Source organism: Embleya sp. NPDC050493 (assembly GCF_044458105.1).
Lineage (GTDB): Bacteria > Actinomycetota > Actinomycetes > Streptomycetales > Streptomycetaceae > Embleya.
The window spans coordinates 185938-203956 of the sequence record NZ_JBITHP010000002.1; the positions used below are offsets into that span (position 1 = coordinate 185938).

The following is an 18019-nucleotide window of genomic DNA, read 5'->3' on the forward strand; positions in this document are numbered from 1 at the left end:
CGGGTGGGACAGGCGTTCGAGGGCTCGACCCGGGCCCGGTTCGGCGGCCCGACCAAGATCCGCCGGACGCGGCCTAGCCGTCGTAGACCGCGTCGAATGCGTCGAGTGCGGTCGTGATCGCCTCGTCGCGGGTCAGGCCGAGCCGGTGCGCGCGGTGCGCGTATTCGAGGGCGGCCTCGCTCGCGGCACGCCGTGTGGTGTCGCCGACGGCGGCGACGAAGCTCCCGGACCGACCCCGGGTCTCGATCACACCGTCCGCCTCCAACTCGCGGTAGGCGCGGGCGACGGTGTTGGGTGCGAGTCCGAGTTCGCCGGCCAGCCCGCGCACGGTGGGCAGCCGGGTGCCGGCAGGCAGCGCGCCGGCCCGGGCCTGATCGGCCAACTGGGTCCGGATCTGTTCGAACGGCGCGACGGCGGAGGTCGGATCGATGCTGATCACCATGCCCGCGAGCGTAGTGCCGGGGGCGCCGCCGACACCGGTTTGCGCACCGGGAGGGTCGCGCGGTGGGCGTCGGTCCACCGGCCGCCCTGTCGGTTTTCGGATCCGGGAATCGCCGGACGCTCGCAAGCCGGTCCGGCAGGGTGGGAGGACGGCGACGGACGGGGGGCTTGGCGTGGCGGCGGAGACGTACGACGAGCGGTTGGGCGCGGAGGACGTGGCCGAGTGGCGGCGGATCGGCCGGGTTCGGCGATACACGGACGGCGACCGGCTGATGCGCGAGGGTGAGCACGCCACCGAGGCGCTGTTCCTGGTGGCCGGGCGGGTCAAGGTGGTCAGCAGCTCGGAGGACGGCCGGGAGGTCGTGCTCGCGTATCGCCGACCCGGCGAGGTGTTCGGCGAGATCGCCGCGCTGGACCGGGGTCCGCACTCGGCCACGGTGATCGCCATCGGCGACGTACTGGCCTGGTCGCTGACCACGGATCAGTTCCTGCTCTTCCTGAACCGGCGGCCCGGGGTGGCCATCGGCCTGCTGATGGTGATGACCCGTCGGCTGCGCCAGGCCGACGCGCAGCGGCTGAACTACCGGGCCAGGAACGTGCTGGAGCGGATGGCCGAGCGCCTGCTCACGCTCGCCGAGCAATGCGGTGAAGAGGTCGGCGACGGTCGCCGTCGGGTGGCGATCCGGGTCACCATGCCCGAGCTCGGCGCTTCGGTCGCGGCCGGGCGCGAGTCGGCGGTCAAGGCCTTCGCCCGGCTGCGCGAGATGGGCGCGGTCTCCGTCGATGCCGAGCGCCGATTCGTCATCGAGGATGCCGAAGCACTCGCCCGCCTCGCGGCGGGTCGAGCTCGCGAATCCTGAGCGGAGGGTAAAAGTACGCGGCGCCGAGCGCACGGCTGCGGCACGGTGGACCCGTCGAACCCAGCGTGGTCACACGCTCAGCGAAGGGGGAATCCGTGTCCGATATGCCATCGATCCGGGCATTGTTCGCCGTGGACGCCGAGAAGTTCACGCACAACCGGGACGTACTGCTGCCCAAGGTTCGCGAGGCCATCGGCACGGTGGTCCGGGAGGCATTCGCAAGGGCCGGTCTGGACTGGGACGAGCAGGTGGCCCACGTCGACGACACCGGCGACGGGCTGATCCTGACCATGGCCGACGACCGCACACATCAACTGGTCGACGCGGTCTACTGGTTGGATCGCGGGCTGCGCAGCCGAGCGCGCCTGCACGAGGGCCCGTCGCTGCGGATGCGAGCCGCCGTGCACGTGGGTCCGATCCACGTGTCCGACGGTTCGGGGGCGGCCAAGAACGAGCTCTGTCGACTGCTGGACGACGCCTTCGTGCGCGCCGCGCTGCGGTCGACCAAGGGCCATGTCGCCGCGATCGTCTCGGACATCGTGTACCGCACCGCCGTGCTGGGCGGGTACACCGAGGCGGTCGAACCGGCCTGGTTCCGCCGAGTCGAGTCGCACGTCAAGGACACCCGGCAACTCGCGTGGGTACACGCGCCGGCGAACGATCTGCCGGCGGCGCTGGACCCGGCGCCACCGGCCGAACCCGAGCAACGGCCGGAACCGGTGGCCGTATCCGCCCGGCCTGCGGCCGGCGCGCCGCGTCCGGAACCGGGCGCGGGCGGGCAGCAGTTCCACATCGGCGGCAACCTGCACGGGAACAACGTGCTGGGCAGCACCCACCACGGCGACATGAACTTCGGCACCGACGGCCGGAACCACTACCGGGACCCGGACGACGAGCCGCACTTCGGCGGCCCGGCCCGAGGCGTCTGAGATGACCGTCCCGGACACGCGACCGCTCGACCCGGTCGCCTCGGCCGACGGCGGACCACCGCAGGAGGATGTCGACGAAGTCGGCGGGGACCGGCCGCGGTTCGACCCGGAACAGAGCGACGAAGCGTGGGCCGACGAGGAGTTCGCGCTCCTCGACGCGGCCACGACGGTGATCGTCAACTTCAACGGCACGACCGGGAACCACGTCTTCGGATCGCGGATGTTCGGGGACATGACCGCCGCCGGCGGCCCCGGCACCGCGAGCCGGCCGCGGCAGGCGCGGGAGGGCCCGATCTGGAAGGAGGAGAGCGATCTCGTCTGCCGCACGTTCGTGCCGCCGAAGGGATACCTGCGGGCCCGCGGCATGATGGCGCGGCATCTGATCCTGCTGACCGGCGAGGCGGAGTCGGGAAAGCGCACGCTGGCCCTGCACCTGATGCAGGACCAGTACGTCGAGAAGGTGATCGCGCTCGACCCCGAAGAAGACCTGATGACCCGCCGGATCCAGCGCGGCCGAGGCTACGTGATCGACTCCGCGGCCGCGGACCTGCTGGCCGGCTACACCCGCCACGACCTCGAAATGTTGCGCCGCCGGCTGGCCGAGCGGGACAGCGTGCTGGTGGTGACGGCGGTCGCCACCGCGCCGGTGCTCGCGCTCTGGGCGCCCTGGCACGTGCCGTGCGAACGGCCCGATCCGCTCCAGGTGCTGCACAGCCACCTCGCCTACCACCTGGGTCGGGATTGGGAGCGCCGGCATCTGGACCTGGTCGACGAGGACATCGCCGAACTGGTGCGTGCCGACGGCGGCCGGCCGGATCGGGCCGCGACCATCGCCGGCGACCTGGCCGATCTGGCCGACGGCAGGTTCACCAGGACCGAGGTGTTGACCGCGCTGCGCGATCGCGACCATGCCGCCGTGGACGGCTGGCTGCGCGCCAATCCCGGGCGCGCGGACTGGGCGCTGATGATCGCGGCGGCGGTCTTCGAGGGGCAGGACTACGGCATCGTCACCGAGCGGGCGACGGCGCTGCGCGAGACGTTGGCCGAGCACCTGCCGATCGCGACCGGCGAACCGCTCGACGGCTGGCCGCCCCGGGCCCGCGCGGCCCGGCTGGAGTCGATCAACGCGACCTCGGTGGCCGCCGACGCGACCCGGGGTGGCGCCCGCTATCGGCTCGACGTGGTCGGCTTCAACCGGCCGCACTGGGCGGCGTCGGTGCGGGCGCACATCTGGGACGTGTATCCGGACCTGCGCGACCCGCTCCTGGACTGGTTGGCCGCGACCCCACGGCACCCGCTGGACGTCTACCGGGTCGCCGCCCGGGCCGCCGGCGACTTCATCGCCACCGGCCGCGGGCACCGGCCGTTGGCGCCGGTGCTGCGCTGGGCCCGGGACGACGACGCCAAGCGCGCGATGGCGGTGCTGGCGTTGAAGACGGCGGCCCAGGACGCGGTCGTGGCCACCCAGGTGCGGCACCTGCTGACGAGTTGGAGCCGGGACACCACCCGCTCGGGGCTGCGACTGATGGCGGCCCGGGCGTACCCGGGGCTGGCGTCGGTCTATCCCGGCCGCACGTTGACCGACCTGCTCCGCCTCGCCCGGACCGGGGACCGCTCGGTGGCGGCGGCGGCTCGGGAGGGAATCGTGGCGCTGTGCCGGGACGGCATGCGCGCGGAGTCGGTGCTGGAGCGGGTGGAGGACTGGGAGGAGGCGACGGCCGCCGCCGAGATGGCGGCCGCGCTGGTCGGCGAGGACGCCGGCGGCGAACTGCTGACCGGTGAGCGGTTCCTCGCGGTGATCCGGCTCGCGGTCCGCGATCGGGACGGATACGCCGTCGTGGCCCGGATGTTCACCACGCTGCTCGGCTCCACCCGCGGTGACCGCGAGCGCGCCGCAGCCCTGCGGGAGACCTTCGCGCTGCTGTTCCGGCCCGGGCGCGGCTACGGCCTGGAACGCCTCGCGTACGACCTGACCCGGCTGGCCTACGAGGGCCTGCCCAACGGCGACGTGATCGACATCGCGGTGCTCGAACCCGCCATCAACGCGTTCGAGGAGCCGCCGGTCCCAACGAACGGGGGAGCAAGCACATGACCGACCACCACACCTTCCTGGTCCGGCCCGCCACCGGCTCGCGCGGCCTGACCTGGCTTCGCCATCGGCTGGGGCTGCACGCCGATCACGTGCTGGTGGTGCCGTCGAGCGCGCGCCCGACGCCGACCTTCGCGGAGGTGCGCAGGGCTCCCGAGTTGTGGTGGGTGGCGGCGCGCGAGTTCGCCGACATCCGTGACTTCGAACTGCGGGTCGGACCGGACGGGGAGCGTGTCTGTCGAGTGCAGGTACAGCTGCACTGGTGGGTACACGACGCCAGGACGGTCGCGCTGCATCGCCCCGTCGACGCCTTCTCCTTCATTTGCCGCGACGTGGAGAATCGCATCCGCAAAGCGACGGCCGGGGTGCACGACGCCGACGAGGGTCGACTCCAGGACGAACTCGACGCCGCATTGGCCCACCCGATGGCGCTGGCGGAATATGGGCTCAGCTATCGCCCGGTGGGCGCATTCCTGCACGCCGAGGGAATTCCGGACGGTGTCCGCGCGGCGCTGGACCAGGCGCGCTGGGCGGTACCGCTGGAAAGGGAGGAACAGCGGCTCACCCGGGTGCGGTTGGAGTTTCACCGGACGCTCATTCGAGAGGGCCCGGAGGCGCTGGTCGCGTACTGGCTGACCCGATTTCCCGATCAGATCAAGGCGGTGGTGGATCATCTCGATCGCCACGACTCGGCCGCGAGTGCGGATCTCACGTTGAGCACGGAATTGCTTGCCTTGCTCGGCAGCGCCGACGACTTCGAGCGCAATCAACTGCGGAAGTCGATCGTCGCCGGCCTTGCCGCCTCCGGGCCGCGGGGGGTGGAGCTGCTGCGCACCCTGGGCCTGTGGGACGGCCTGGTGGAAGGCGGTCCGGACCCGAGGGGCGAACCGGGGACGCGCGGGTAGCGAATCGGGCACGGCCAGGGGCCGCGTACCATTTTCGGTGCGCGGCCCCGGTGGTTCGGGCGGTTCGGCGGTTCCGACGGCGGCGTGTCCGTCGCGTTTCACGGGCGCCCTATTGCCCGTCCGCCTCCCGGTCCATCGTTCGGGCGGCTGGGTTCATCGGTCCGCTTGTCGGCCGCTTCTCGGTCCGCTTATCGTTCCTCGCGGAAGAGCACGTGCTTTCCGGCGGCCGGGTCGTACTTGCGCAGCGTCATCCGGTCCGGATCGTTGCGCCGGTTCTTTCTGGTCACATAGGTGAAACCGGTCCCGGCCGTGGACCGAAGCTTCACGATCGGACGAAGCTCGTTGCGAGCCATGCACGCCTCCCGGAGTTTCGAAGTCTTGTCCCGATGCTGCTTCAAGGCGTCCGGGTGTCCGGATATTCCGTCGCCCCGGACCCGGCCGATTCGACACCCGACGGGGCGTGCCCGGCGTTTCCCGGGGATCGGCGAGCCGGTCCCGCCCCGTGATCGACGGGCCCGGAAACTCCGGGCGCGGCACGGGTCCCCGATGGGATGCTGACCGGGTGAATCGATCGGATGTGCTGCTTCAGATCCCCGCCGAGTTGCAACAGTTCCTGCCGCCGAGGCTGCGCGGGCTGCCGGTGAGCATCCCCGCCGACGGTGATTCGACGATCGGACACCTGGTGGAGTCGGCCGGACCGCCGCTGCCCGAGGTCGGCGGCCTGCTGGTGAACGGCCGGGAGGTCGGGCCGGGACACCGACCGGTCGGCGGCGAGGTGGTGGACGTGCTGCCGATCCGGCGCCCGCAGGCCATCCCGGAGTACGCCGACACGCCGCCGCGTTTCCTGCTCGACGTGCACCTGGGCGCGCTGGCCCGCCGGATGCGCCTGGTCGGGATCGATACGGCCTACCACAACGACTGCGACGACCCGACCCTGGTGATCCAGGCCAACGCCGAACGTCGGGTGCTGCTCACCCAGGACCGCGGCCTGCTCCGGCGCAAGAACCTGTGGTTCGGCGCATACGTCTACGGGATCCGCGCGGACGGCCAACTCGACGACCTGCTGCGCCGGTTCGCGCTGCCGCTCGCGCCCTGGACGCGCTGTACGGCGTGCAACGGCGAGCTGCGGGCGGCGACGCGCGAGGAGGTCGAGTCCGAGGTCGAGGCGGGCACGCTGGACAAGGTGGACTCGTTCGCCCGGTGCCGCGCGTGCGACCGGGTGTACTGGCACGGCGCACACGGGGGTCACCTCGACGCGATCGTGGAGGCGGCCCGGCGTACTGTCGCGAGCATCCGCTGATGGTTACGGTCGGGGCATGGACGCTCGCACCGGCAGGCGCTGCCACAACGTACTGAACCCGCTGCATTCGCTCGTCTACTTCGCACCGGAAGGCGACGTCGAGTTCGCCGCCATCGGGCTGAAGAAGGGGCGGATGGGCTACTTCGCGTCCCGGGCCGCGCCGATGGGAGCGGTCGGCGCGGCCGTCGTTCGGGCGACCTTCTACAACTTCGGCCCGGACCTGATCGGCAAGCACATCCCGGCCGCCTGGGACCTGGCCGCCCCGGAGGCGGTGCACGCGGCCCGGATGCGCGTGGTCGACCGGGCGCTGCGTCGAATCCTGGGCGAGGACGTGATCCGCTCGGCGGAATTGCGCGAGGCGGCCGACCTGGCCCTGTCCTGCGCGCGGGCGGGCGGGCCGGAGGGCCGGGCGCTGTACGCGGCGTACGCCGAACTCGACCCGCCCGACCCGGCGGAACAGCCGCACCTGGCGCTGTGGCACGCCGCCACGCTGATTCGCGAATATCGCGGCGACGGGCATCTGACGGCCCTGGTCGAGGCCGAACTGGACGGCATCGAGGCGCTGTTCACGCACACCGCGACCGGGCGCGGGTTCGTCCCGGAGTTCGCGGTGGGCAGCCGCGGCTGGACGGCCGAGCAGTGGGTGGCGGCCCGCGACCGGCTGGCCGGCCGCGGCCTGGTCGACCCGACCGGCGCCCTCACCGACGCGGGCCGGGCGCTGCGGCGCTCCGTCGAGGAACGCACCGACCGCCTCGGCCGCGCCCCGTTCGACCACCTCGGCGACACCGCCACGGCCCGCCTCACCGACCTGGCCGCGATGTTGACCGGTACGGCCCTGGCCAACGGCGCGTTCCCGGCGGGGGTGTTTGCCACGCCGACGGGCTGATCCGGGTGGGCGGAGCGGCCCGGAGGGTCGGCCGGGGGCGGGGTCGGCCCGCACGAGTGCCGATCTCGCGATCTCGCGATCGAGGTCCGGCCTCGGCCTCGGCCTCCGCTTCGGCTCGGTGCGCCCGGTCCGCCCCGCCCTCGACTCAGCGCACCCGGCCCCGGGCCCGCAGGGGTACGGACGGCAATGCCGGCGCTTCCATCCGAGGCCCGTCGTAGCCGGTCACCGTGCCGAAGTCGGACGCATCCGCCCACGCCGTGCGCGCGGCGGTGATCTCCTCGCCGGTGCGCGCGACGAAGTTCCACCACATCACTATCTCCTCGGCGAACGGCTCGCCGCCGAGCAGCATCAGATCGGCCCCGTTCGCCGACCGGATCGACAGCGAGGTCCGCCCGCAGCCCAGATACAGCAACCCGCCGGGGGTGAGCGGCACACCGTCCACCTCGGCCTCGCCCGACATCGACATCACCGCGTACTCGAAGTCCGGCTCCAGCGGCGGCCGGACATCGGCGCCCGGCGCCAGGGTCAGATCCGCGCCGACGAGTGGGCTGTAGGTGGTGCCGGGCGAGGTGGACCCGTCCAGGGTGCCCATGATCACCGTCGCGGTCAGTCCGCCGCCGGTGACCAAGGGCAGTTCGGCGTGGTGCTCGAAGTGCGGGTCCACGTGCCGATGCGCGTCCGGCAGCGCGACCCACAACTGCGCGCCGTGCAACAACCGGGCGTGCTCGCGCGGCGACTCCTCGGAGTGCGAGATCGCCCGGCCCGAGGTCATCAGCCCCAGTTCGCCGGGTCGCACGGTGGCGAGGCTGCCCAGGCTGTCCCGGTGGAGCACGCTGCCCTCGCGCAGCCAACTCACCGTCTGGAGTCCCAGGTGCGGATGCGGCGGCACCTGCATGCCGGGCTCGTCCGCGATGTCGTCCGGCCCGTAGTGGTCCACGAAGCACCACGCGCCGATCATCCGTCGACCCAGGCTCGGCAACAACCGGCGGACCATGGTGCTCTCGCCCAGCTGTACATCGCGCGACTTCAACAACTCGCGGACGGGTTCGCCGGGCACATCGGCCCGGCCTCCACACGTGGTCAGGGTCGGTCGGGTATCGAGATTGCTCATGGCGCCAACGGTACGCGGACCGGGAGAGGGCGCATTCGGCGCTGCGTGACCCGGGCTGCGCGTCCGAACCTGCGGATCCGGCGCTGCCCGGCCGGGTCGTGTGTCCGGGGCCGTGCGTCCGGCCCCGCGCGGGCCGGTCCGGGCGCGGCACTAGGATTGGCAGGAAACGGACGATCCCGCGAATTCCTCCGGGACTTCTCCCGGCCCGGAGGGACGACACGCGTGCGGCTCGGCTTCCTCACCCATGTGGCCGGCGCCGGAGACGCCCGTACGGTCTACCGCGAGACCATCGAACTCGCGGTGGCCGCCGAGGAGTTCGGCTACGACTCGTTCTGGGTCGCACAGCACCACCTGGGTGCGCAGGGCGCGTTGTCGCCGTCACCGTTCGTACTGCTCGCCGCGATCGCCGAACGCACCACCCGGATCCGCCTGGGCACGGCGGTCGTGGTGGGCCCGACCGAGCACCCGATCCGGCTCGCCGAGGACGCCGCCGTACTGGACACGCTCAGCGGCGGCCGGCTCGAACTGGGCCTGGGCGCGGGCTCCGACCCGGCCACATCCGAACGGTTCGGCATCGCGCACGAGAACCGCCACGCCCGCCTCCGGGAGACCGTGGACAGCGTGCTCGACCTGTTGACCGGCGCGGACCTGGTCCCACCCGCACCCACGCTGCGCGACCGGATATGGCTCGGCACCGGCAGCCCGGACGGCATCGCCTGGGCGGTCGACCGCCGGCTCGGCATCCTCTCCGGCCGCCGCTCCAGTGGCCCGGCCGGCCCGCTGCCGGGCGACCGCGAGGCGGCGGAACACCTGGCCCGGCACACCCCGGGCAGGGTGGCGCTGTCCCGCCCGGTCCACCCCGGCCCGCCGGACGCCCTGGCCGAGCACCTGCTCCCCTGGATCACCCGAGCCCACGCCGCCGGCCGCTTCCCGGTCGATTTCACGCCGACCGACTACCTGGCAATCGGCAACATGTACACCGGTACCCCGGAATCCGTGGCCCGTTCCCTGATGGCCGACCCCGGCTACCCCCACGCCACCGACCTCCTCTGCCACACCCAACCGGCCCGCCTCCCGCCGGCCGCCCTGCTCCCCGCGATGCGCCGCACGGCCCGAGAGGTCCGACCGCTCCTGGCCGCGGGATAGCCCGCGTCAGGCCGCCGGCCCGTTCTGGCTCAGCGCGAAGGCGGTGGCCTGGAGGGCGACGGCGGCGAGGACCAGGGGGAGGGTGATCGTGGCGCGGCGTCCGCCGGGTCGGCGTGAGGGCCGTACCAGCGCGATCAGGGCGGTCACGAAGCTGATCGCGAACAGGCCGAAGACCCAGGGCAGTCGGGTTTCGTACCAGTCGCGGCACGCCTGGTTGGCGCAGGACTCGGTGGCGCCGCCGAAGCCGATCAGGACGAACAGGTCGGTCATGGCGACCACGACGAAGGCGAACAGGCCGACGACGAACGCCGCCGCACGGGCGAAGCCGTCGCCGTTGCCACCCGGGGTAGGCGTGTAGGTCATGCGGGTCACGCTAGGCGGCGGGTCCGACGCGGGCATCCGTACAAGTACTCACTTCCCGCACTTGCGCATCCGCCCATCGGAGCGGTGCCGAGGCGGCACCGGTGCGTACCCCGGGCACCCGCTCGATGCGCATGTCCCTACAGCACCACCACCAACGGCGTCCCCGTCCGCGGGTGCGTCCGGATCTCCGTGTCGATGCGGTACACCCGCTCGATCGTCGGCGCCGTCAGGACTTCCGCCGGTGTGCCGGTCGCCACCTGCCGGCCGTCGGCCAGCAGGCAGATCCGGTCGCAGAACATCGCCGCCAGGTTGAGGTCGTGCAGTGCCACCAGCACACTCACGCCCAGTCGGCGGATCAACCGCAACAATCCGAGCTGGTGGTGGATGTCGAGGTGGTTGGTCGGCTCGTCCATCACCAGCAGGCCCGGCTGCTGCACCAACGCCCTTGCCACCAAAGCCCGTTGCCGCTCGCCGCCGGAGAGCAGCGGGAACGCCCGCTCGGTCAGGTCGGCGAGTTCGAGCAGCTCGACCGCCGCCGTCACGATCGCCCGGTCGGCCGCGTCGTCCGGATCGAGCAGGCCCTTGTGTGCCGAGCGGCCCATCGCGACCACGTCCCGCACGGTCAGCGGGAAGTCGGTCGGCATGTCCTGGAGCACCGTGCCGATCCGCCGCGCGGCCCAGCGCGCCGAATGGGTCCACACGTCCTCGTCGTCCAGGAGCACCCGGCCCGAGGTCGGTCGGTTCACCCGGTACACGCTGCGCAGCAGGGTCGATTTGCCACTGCCGTTGGGACCGAGCAGGCCGACCACCTCGCCGGGCCGCACGGTCAGCGACACCGCGTCCACCAGAGCCCGGTCGCCGACGGCGAAGGTGACCTCGTCCAGGACCAGACGCGCCGCGGGTCCGCTCATCGCGCGCCCGCTTCCCGGCGCGCGTCCCGGCGCAGCAGCCAGACGAAGAACGGGCCGCCCACCAGCGAGGTCACGATGCCCACCGGCAACTCCTGCGGGGCGAGCACCGTACGCGCCACCAGGTCCGCGCAGATCGCGAACACCGCGCCGAGCAGCGCGGCCACCGGCAGCGCCCGCCGATGGTCGGCGCCGACCAGCAGCCGGACCACGTGCGGCAACATCAGGCCGACGAAGCCGATCACCCCGCTGACCGCGACCACGACCCCGGTGAGCACCGCGGCGAGCAGGAACATCCCCTGCCGGAACCGCTGGACGTCCAGGCCGAGCGCCGCGGCGCTCTCCTCGCCGGCCAGGAGCAGGTTGAGGTTGCGCGCCTGGAGGAGCAGTACGACCAGGCCGAGCGCGAGCGCGAGGGCCGGTACGAGCAGCAGCGTCCAGCGGGCCGAGCCGAAGCCGCCCAGCGTCCAGAACAGCACCTGGGCGGCGAGTTGCGGATCCGGTGAGGTGAGCACGAGCAGGCTGGTCAGCGAGGACAACACGGCGCTGACCGCGACCCCGGCCAGGACCAGCCGTACCGCGGTGACCCGGCCGCCGGAGCGGGCCACCGAGAACACCACGAGCAGGGTGATCAGGCCGCCGCCGAACGCGGCCGCGTTGAGAGTGAGTGCGCCGAGCGACAGGCCGCCGACCGACGCCACGCCCCAGCGCATCACCAGGACCGCGCCGCCGGCCGCGCCGGCGGAGACGCCGAGTACGTCCGGCCCGGCCAGCGGGTTGCGCACGATCGCCTGGATCACCATGCCCACCACGGCCAGCGTCGCGCCGACGACCGCCGCGAGCAGCACCCTGGGCAGTCGGGTGTCGGCGATGATCAGGTCGTGGGCGCGGCTCCAGGACGGTTGCACCCACGCGTCGCCGCCGATCCGATGCGCGAGGATGCGCCACGTCTCCGACCACGGCACGGGCACCGATCCCACCAGCAGCCCGGCCGTCGCCGCCGCGAACAGCGCCACGAGCAGGGCACCGACCACCAGCGGGAGCCGTACCCGGCGGCCCGGCACGTCGACCGGGCGGCCCGGGCCCGGCACCGCCGGCGGGCCGCCGCCGCGCAGGATGGCGACCCGTGCCGCCGTCGGGTCCCGATCGATCGTCATGACCGGTCGGGGTGCAGCTGCTTCGCGAGTTCCTCGACCGCGTCCACGGAGCGCGGTCCGGGCTGGGCGACGGACAGCGAGATCACCGGGAAGGCGTTCGCGCGCAGTGCGGGTACGTCGGCGAGTACGGGAACGGCCCTGAGCGTGCTGATCTTGGCGTCCACCGAGGGCGTCACGTAGTCGTAGATCAGCACCACGTCCGGCTTGCGTTCGGCCACCTGTTCCCAGGAGACCTTGGTCCAGCGCTCGTTCAGATCGGCGAACACGTTGGTGCCGCCGGCGCGGGTGATGATCTCGTCGAGCATCGAGTTGCCGCCCGTGGTCTGCGCGGCGTCGGCGCCCGAGTTGTACACGAACACCTTGACCGGGGTCGTGCCCGCGAGCCGCGCGGTGACCGCGTCCAGCCGTCGGCGCAGTTCGGCGACCGAGTGTTCGGCACGCTCGGGGACGCCGAAGATGCCGCCGATGGAGCGGAGTTCGTCGTAGAGCCGGTCGAAGGTGACCGGCGCCTTGGCGCAGCCCTCGGGGTTGAGGTGGGTCCTGACGTTCAGCTCGCCGAGCCGGGCGCGGGTGTGCCCGGACGACTCCGAGAAGCCGTCGGGGTAGCCCGAGTAGACGAAGTCCGGCGTGGCTTCGAGCAGTTTCTCCAGTGAGGGCTGCGCGTCGGCGAGCACCGGGATGCGCGCGTACGCCTCCTTGTACCTGTCGCCGATGGTGCGGCCCTTGAGGTACGCGGTGCCCACCATCCGGTCGGCCAGGCCCAGTTCGAGCATCAGCTCGGTGGCGTTGGAGGTCAGCGTGGCGGCGCGTTGCGGCGGCCGGTCGTAGGTCGTGGTGACGCCGCAGTTGTCGGCGTCGGTGTACGGCTTGTAGGCGACGGGCGCGGGCGCGCTCGGCTTCTTGTCCTGCACCGCACCGCCGCATGCGGTGGCGAACAGCGCGAGCGTGGCGACCGCGGCGGCCCACGGGCGGGTGCGGGCCATCGGCGTCGGTATCCGCCCGGGCATCGGCGTCCGTATCCGCCCAGGTGTCCGCCTCGGAATCGGCGTCCGTATCCGCCCCGGTATCGGCGTCCGTGTCAACATTCGTGTCGGCATCGTCGAAGCTCTCCCTTGCGAGTCCTCGTCGGGGAACTCGGGAGGGAGCGCGGCGGCGGACACCGTGCGGCGCCGTCGTCCGACGGACCCGCCCGCGAGGTCCCGGAAGTCCGCGTGCGCGAGGCGAACGCGGGCGACGGCAGGTCTTCGGACTCGTGGGCGGGTTCCGATCGCCACGGGTGTGGCCGGACTTCCTACCGGTCGCCGCTTCCCGGATCCCGTATCACCGGGCCCAGTGCGTGATGGCGACTTTCGTTCCCACTTACCGCTGCGGGGCAGTTCCGGATTCGCACCGGATTCCCTCTTGCGACACCCGGAATCGGTCGAAGCCGGGTGAACCGTTCGCAAGGGCAGCCTAACCATGGTCGATTCGGCGGCCGAGCGAGGGGGCCGCGCGGGTCGCCGCAAGCAGGGGTACCCGGGCATGGATCGGCCCGACCCGGATCGGCGGTCGAGGCGGTCCGGGAGCGGGCCGATCCGCGCGAGGTCGGCCCGGCCGAGTGGCCCGGGGCCCGTGGCGCCGCCCGTTGCCTCGGCCGCTACTCGGCGACCAGGATCTCCAGTCCCACGTCGCGCAGCGCGTCGAGCGTGTCCGGGTCGGCCGGTCCGCTGGTGATCAGCAGGTCGATGTCCGCCAGCGGGCAGACCTCGGCGAGTTCGACCCGGCCCAGCTTCGACCCGTCGGCGACCACGACCCGACGCCCGGCCGCCCGCAACATCGCCCGCTTGGCCTCGGCCTCGGGCAGGTTCACGTTGGTGATGCCGCCCGTGGGGTGCACGCCGTTGCAGCCGAGGAAGACCGTGTCGGCGTGGATGCGCTCCAGGATGTGGTCGCCGAGCGGATTGATCAGGGAGTGCTGCAACGGCCGCAGGGTGCCGCCGGTGACCACGACCGAGAACCGCGGGATGGCCCGCTCCAGTTCCAGGGCGATGGTCAGCCCGTTGGTGAACACCACGAGGTCGCGCAGGTCGTCACGGTCCACCAGGGCCCGGGCCACGAACGTGGTGGTCGTACCCACGTCCAGGACCACGCTCTCGGACGGCGACACCAGTGCCGCGGCGGCCCGACCGATCAGCGTCTTCGCGGGTGATGCCGAGGTCAGCGCCTCCTCGAAGGACGGCTCGACCCGGGGATCGCGGCCGGTGAACATGGCGCCGCCGCGGACTCGGCGCAGCCGGCCCTGGCGCTCCAGCACCTCCAGGTCGGCCCGGACCGTCACGCGCGAGATGCCGAACGCCTCGGCCAGGTCGGTGACCTTGGCGAAGCCTCGATCCGCGATCGTCGCGGCCATCCGGGCGCGGCGGCCCTCGGCGGGCAGACCGTCGGTGTCGTCGTCAGGCATGGGCGCCATCTTGCGGACACCTTCCGAAACTTGTCAAACCGCAGGTGGGCCTGGGCGGGTGGCGGCGGGGATGGCCGAAATGGCAAGCATCCTGGGCGTCATGGCTTTCTGATTGACAAGTTTTGGAAAGCTTCGCAAGATTGAATACATGAAGAAGACGCAGGCCGTCATGGCCGACGGTCGCGAGATCGTCTACTACGACACGCGGGACGACGCGGTCCGCACCGCCGTCGATCCGCGTGATCTCGCCCCCGTGGTCAGTGGCTCCGAGATGCGCTACGACCGACTGCTCGACGAGTGGGTCGTGGTCGCTTCGCACCGGCAGACCAGGACCCACCTGCCCGCCGCCGACGCGTGCCCGCTGTGCCCGTCCACGCCCGAGCGGGCCACCGAGGTCGCCGAGGCCGACTACGAGGTCGTCGTCTTCGAGAACCGCTTCCCGTCGATGTCCGGGTCCTCGACCTCCGGCCGGGCAGGCCGGGACTCCTCGGTACCCGTCGCCGGCGGCGCCGCGGCCGGGCAGCCCGAGTCCGGCTGGGACCAAGACCCGTTCCCGAGCCGGCCGTCCGGCGGACGGTGCGAGGTGATGTGCTTCACCCCCGAGCACGACGCGTCCTTCAAGGACCTCACCCCCGAGCGGGTGCGCCTGGTACTGGACGCGTGGACCGACCGCACCGCCGAATTGTCCGCGCTGCCCGGCGTCGAGCAGGTGTACTGCTTCGAGAACCGCGGCCGGGAGATCGGCGTCACGCTGCCGCATTCGCACGGGCAGATCTACGCCTACCCGTTCGTCACCCCGCGCACGGCCACGATGATCGCGAGCACGGCCGCGCACCGGCACCGCACCGGTCGCAACCTGTTCGAGGACGTGCTCGCCGCGGAGCGGGCCGACGGATCGCGGATCGTGGCCGAGGGCGAGCACTGGACCGCGTTCGTGCCCGCCGCCGCGCGCTGGCCGTACGAGGTGCACCTGTACCCGAACCGCCGGGTGCCGGACCTGCTCGCGCTGGAGGAGGCCGCGCGCGCCGAGTTCGGCCCGATGTACCTGGATCTGCTCGGCCGCTTCGACCGCCTCTTCGACGGCGAGCCCGCGCCGTACATCGCCGCCTGGCAGCAGGCGCCGGTCCGCTCGGGCCGGGTCGACTTCGCACTCCACCTGGAGCTTTTCTCGATTCGACGGGCACCGGGCAAGCTGAAGTACCTTGCCGGGAGCGAATCGGGGATGGGTGTGTTCATCAGCGACGTTCCGCCGGAGACCGCGGCGGCACGACTGCGGGAGGTCGGCGAATGAGGCTCATGGTCACCGGCGGCGCGGGCTACGTGGGCAGCGTCGTCGCCGCCCACCTGGTCGCGGCCGGGCACGACGTGGTGGTGCTCGACGACCTGTCCACCGGGCATCGCGACGCGGTCCCGGACAAGGCGGAGTTCGTCGAGGGCCGGGTCCAGGACGCCGCCCGGCACCTGGACCCGTCGTTCGACGCGGTCCTGCACTTCGCCGCGTCCTCCCTGGTCGGCGAGTCCGTCACCGGGCCGGCCGGGTACTGGCACAACAACGTGGGCGGCTCGCTCGCGCTGTTGGACGCGCTGCGTACGCACGGCATCACCCGCTTCGTGTTCTCCTCCACCGCGGCCGTCTACGGCGCCCCCGAGGTCTCACCGATCACCGAGGACGCGCCGTGCGCGCCGACGAACCCGTACGGCGCCTCGAAGCTGACGGTCGATCACGTGATCACCTCGTACTGCGCCGCGTACGGCCTGCGGGCGGTGAGTCTGCGCTACTTCAACGTCGCGGGCGCGTACGGCCGGTACGGCGAGCGGCATGCGACCGAGACCCACCTGATCCCGCTGGCCCTCCAGGTGCCCAATGGCACCCGCGGCTCGGTCGCGCTGTACGGCACCGACTACCCGACGCCGGACGGGACGTGCGTGCGCGACTACATCCACGTCGCCGACCTGGCCGACGCGCACCTGCTCGCGCTCGCCGCGACCGGCGAGGGCGGCGCCGCGACCGGGCACCTGATCTGCAACCTCGGCAACGGGACCGGCTTCTCGGTCCGGGACGTGGTGGACGCGGTCCGCACGGTGACCGGCTGCGCGGTACCGGCGCACGAGGCGCCGCGCCGGGCGGGCGATCCGCCGGTGCTGGTGGCCGCCGCCGACCGGGCACGCGACGTACTGGGCTGGCGGCCGACCCGGACCTCGCTGGAGGACATCGTGGCGGACGCGTGGACGTTCCTGCGGGACGGCGAGGCGGCGTGGTGAGCGAGTTCCGCGTCGAAGGCGTCTGGGCGGCGCCGGGCCGGGTCAACGTGATCGGCGAACACACCGACTACAACAACGGGTTCGTACTGCCGATCGCGATCCCGCACACCGCGCGTGCCGCCGTCGGACGGCGTACGGACGGCCGGCTGCGGCTGGCATCCGGGCACGCCGGGAGCGAATCGGTCGACCTGGCGATCGCCGACCTGGCGCCCGGCGCACTGGACGGATGGGCCGCGTACCCGGCGGGCGTGGTGTGGGCGCTGCGCGCGGCGGGGCACGAGGTCGGCGGCGCCGACATCAGGATCGACAGCGACGTGCCGGTGGGAGCGGGGTTGTCCTCGTCGGCGGCACTGTCCTGCGCGGTCGTGCTGGCGCTCGACGACCTGTACGAACTGGGCCTGGATCGCGTCGAGTCGGCCCGGGTCGCGCAGCGCGTGGAGACCGACTTCGTGGGCGTTCCGGTCGGCATGCTGGACCAGATGGCCTCGCTCGGCTGCGTCGCGGGCCATGCGTTCTTCCTCGACTGCCGCGATCTGACCGGCAGACACGTCCCGTTCGACTGTGCGAGCGCGGGGTTGCGGCTACTGGTGATCGACACCCGGGCCCGGCACGCGCTCGTGGACGGCGGGTACGCGGAGCGCCGGGCCTCCTGCGAGGAGGCGGCGCGACTGCTCGGGGTGCCGTCGCTGCGCGAGGTGGCCGATCCGGACGCGGCCCTCGCGGCGCTGCCGGACGGGCCGTTGCGCCGTCGGGTGCGGCACGTGCTCACCGAGAACGCGCGGGTGCTGCGTGTGGTCGAGGCGCTGGAGGCCGGCGATGTCCGGGCGATCGGGCCCGAGTTGACCGCGTCGCACGCGTCGATGCGGGACGACTACACGATCTCCTGCGCCGAACTGGACACCGCCGTGGACACCGCGCTGGCGACGGGCGCGCTGGGCGCCCGGCTGGTCGGCGGCGGCTTCGGCGGCTCGGCCATCGCACTGGTCGACGCGGACCGCTGCGCGGCGGTCGAGGAGGCGGTCGAAAAGGCCTTCGCGACCCGCGGCTTCACCGCACCGCGGTTCTTCCAGGCGGTGCCGTCGGCGGGCGCACGCCGCGAATCCTGACCGACCCCGGGCCCGACTCCACGTCGGGCCCGGCTCCACCACCTCGGGGGGGCGGGGGGCCCACCCGGCCGCCCCGGCCCCCCCCCCCCCCACCCGGGCCCGAAAGCCGCCGCCCG

18 protein-coding genes and 1 riboswitch are annotated in these 18019 nt (G+C 72.6%); of the genes, 10 read left to right on the forward strand and 8 right to left on the reverse strand.

What is annotated here, in order from left to right:
* Nucleotides 1-73 precede the first annotated feature (73 nt).
* Nucleotides 74-442, reverse strand: a complete 369-nt coding sequence (locus ACIBM5_RS04155) for a GntR family transcriptional regulator (RefSeq protein WP_396005254.1) — start codon at nucleotides 440-442, stop codon at nucleotides 74-76.
* Between the two features lie 172 nt (nucleotides 443-614).
* Between ACIBM5_RS04155 and ACIBM5_RS04160 the strand changes: the two genes are divergently transcribed.
* The 4 genes from ACIBM5_RS04160 (at nucleotide 615) to ACIBM5_RS04175 (ending at nucleotide 5224) form a co-directional block, all read left to right on the forward strand.
* Entirely contained in the window at nucleotides 615-1301 is a 687-nt protein-coding gene (locus tag ACIBM5_RS04160) for a Crp/Fnr family transcriptional regulator (RefSeq protein ID WP_396005255.1), read from the forward strand.
* Between the two features lie 95 nt (nucleotides 1302-1396).
* Nucleotides 1397-2230 carry a hypothetical protein gene (locus tag ACIBM5_RS04165; RefSeq protein WP_396005256.1) on the forward strand — a complete coding sequence of 278 codons (834 nt, stop codon included), beginning with the start codon at nucleotides 1397-1399 and terminating at the stop codon, nucleotides 2228-2230.
* A gap of 1 nt (nucleotide 2231) precedes the next feature.
* Entirely contained in the window at nucleotides 2232-4322 is a 2091-nt protein-coding gene (locus ACIBM5_RS04170) for a hypothetical protein (RefSeq protein WP_396005258.1), read from the forward strand.
* Nucleotides 4319-5224, forward strand: a complete 906-nt coding sequence (locus tag ACIBM5_RS04175; RefSeq protein WP_396005260.1) for a hypothetical protein — start codon at nucleotides 4319-4321, stop codon at nucleotides 5222-5224. The genes ACIBM5_RS04170 and ACIBM5_RS04175 overlap by 4 nt, the downstream gene beginning before the upstream one ends.
* Nucleotides 5225-5412: 188 nt before the next feature.
* On the opposite strand, the gene rpmG is transcribed toward ACIBM5_RS04175, so the two are convergent.
* A complete protein-coding gene (gene rpmG / locus ACIBM5_RS04180) occupies nucleotides 5413-5577 on the reverse strand; it encodes a 50S ribosomal protein L33 (RefSeq protein ID WP_020550670.1) in 165 nt (54 codons plus the stop codon).
* A gap of 209 nt (nucleotides 5578-5786) precedes the next feature.
* On the opposite strand from rpmG, the gene ACIBM5_RS04185 reads away from it, so the two are divergent.
* Both ACIBM5_RS04185 and ACIBM5_RS04190 read left to right on the forward strand, forming a co-directional pair.
* Complete coding sequence (locus tag ACIBM5_RS04185; RefSeq protein ID WP_396005261.1) at nucleotides 5787-6524, forward strand: Mut7-C RNAse domain-containing protein; 738 nt, start codon at nucleotides 5787-5789, stop codon at nucleotides 6522-6524.
* A gap of 16 nt (nucleotides 6525-6540) precedes the next feature.
* Nucleotides 6541-7410 carry a hypothetical protein gene (locus ACIBM5_RS04190; protein ID WP_396005263.1) on the forward strand — a complete coding sequence of 290 codons (870 nt, stop codon included), beginning with the start codon at nucleotides 6541-6543 and terminating at the stop codon, nucleotides 7408-7410.
* A gap of 145 nt (nucleotides 7411-7555) precedes the next feature.
* Here the strand turns inward: ACIBM5_RS04190 and ACIBM5_RS04195 are convergent, their stop codons facing one another.
* Complete coding sequence (locus tag ACIBM5_RS04195; RefSeq protein ID WP_396005265.1) at nucleotides 7556-8521, reverse strand: pirin family protein; 966 nt, start codon at nucleotides 8519-8521, stop codon at nucleotides 7556-7558.
* 222 nt (nucleotides 8522-8743) lie between these two features.
* On the opposite strand from ACIBM5_RS04195, the gene ACIBM5_RS04200 reads away from it, so the two are divergent.
* Nucleotides 8744-9667, forward strand: a complete 924-nt coding sequence (locus ACIBM5_RS04200; RefSeq protein ID WP_396005267.1) for an LLM class flavin-dependent oxidoreductase — start codon at nucleotides 8744-8746, stop codon at nucleotides 9665-9667.
* Nucleotides 9668-9673: 6 nt separating this feature from the next.
* On the opposite strand, the gene ACIBM5_RS04205 is transcribed toward ACIBM5_RS04200, so the two are convergent.
* From ACIBM5_RS04205 to ACIBM5_RS04225, 5 genes are all read right to left on the reverse strand, one after another.
* Nucleotides 9674-10030 (reverse strand): hypothetical protein, encoded by a 357-nt coding sequence (locus ACIBM5_RS04205; RefSeq protein WP_396005269.1) that lies wholly within the window; start codon nucleotides 10028-10030, stop codon nucleotides 9674-9676.
* 137 nt (nucleotides 10031-10167) lie between these two features.
* On the reverse strand, nucleotides 10168-10941 hold the full coding sequence (locus ACIBM5_RS04210) for an ABC transporter ATP-binding protein (protein WP_396005271.1): 774 nt from the start codon (nucleotides 10939-10941) through the stop codon (nucleotides 10168-10170).
* Nucleotides 10938-12095: a FecCD family ABC transporter permease gene (locus ACIBM5_RS04215; protein WP_396005273.1), complete on the reverse strand. Its 1158-nt coding sequence runs from the start codon at nucleotides 12093-12095 to the stop codon at nucleotides 10938-10940. The genes ACIBM5_RS04210 and ACIBM5_RS04215 overlap by 4 nt, the downstream gene beginning before the upstream one ends.
* Nucleotides 12092-13078: an ABC transporter substrate-binding protein gene (locus ACIBM5_RS04220; protein ID WP_396005275.1), complete on the reverse strand. Its 987-nt coding sequence runs from the start codon at nucleotides 13076-13078 to the stop codon at nucleotides 12092-12094. The genes ACIBM5_RS04215 and ACIBM5_RS04220 overlap by 4 nt, the downstream gene beginning before the upstream one ends.
* A gap of 234 nt (nucleotides 13079-13312) precedes the next feature.
* A riboswitch (cobalamin riboswitch) is annotated at nucleotides 13313-13550 on the reverse strand.
* Nucleotides 13551-13731: 181 nt separating this feature from the next.
* A complete protein-coding gene (locus ACIBM5_RS04225; protein WP_396005277.1) occupies nucleotides 13732-14535 on the reverse strand; it encodes a DeoR/GlpR family DNA-binding transcription regulator in 804 nt (267 codons plus the stop codon).
* Nucleotides 14536-14683: 148 nt separating this feature from the next.
* On the opposite strand from ACIBM5_RS04225, the gene galT reads away from it, so the two are divergent.
* The 3 genes from galT to galK are packed head-to-tail and all read left to right on the forward strand — an operon-like array spanning nucleotide 14684 to nucleotide 17903.
* Entirely contained in the window at nucleotides 14684-15826 is a 1143-nt protein-coding gene (galT, locus tag ACIBM5_RS04230; RefSeq protein WP_396005279.1) for a galactose-1-phosphate uridylyltransferase, read from the forward strand.
* 5 nt (nucleotides 15827-15831) lie between these two features.
* Nucleotides 15832-16797, forward strand: a complete 966-nt coding sequence (gene galE / locus ACIBM5_RS04235; protein ID WP_396005728.1) for a UDP-glucose 4-epimerase GalE — start codon at nucleotides 15832-15834, stop codon at nucleotides 16795-16797.
* The gene (galK, locus tag ACIBM5_RS04240; protein ID WP_396005730.1) at nucleotides 16791-17903 is read left to right on the forward strand and encodes a galactokinase; all 1113 of its coding nucleotides are present in this window, start codon (nucleotides 16791-16793) and stop codon (nucleotides 17901-17903) included. Before galE ends, galK begins: the two co-directional genes overlap by 7 nt.
* The last annotated feature ends 116 nt before the right edge of the window (nucleotides 17904-18019 follow it).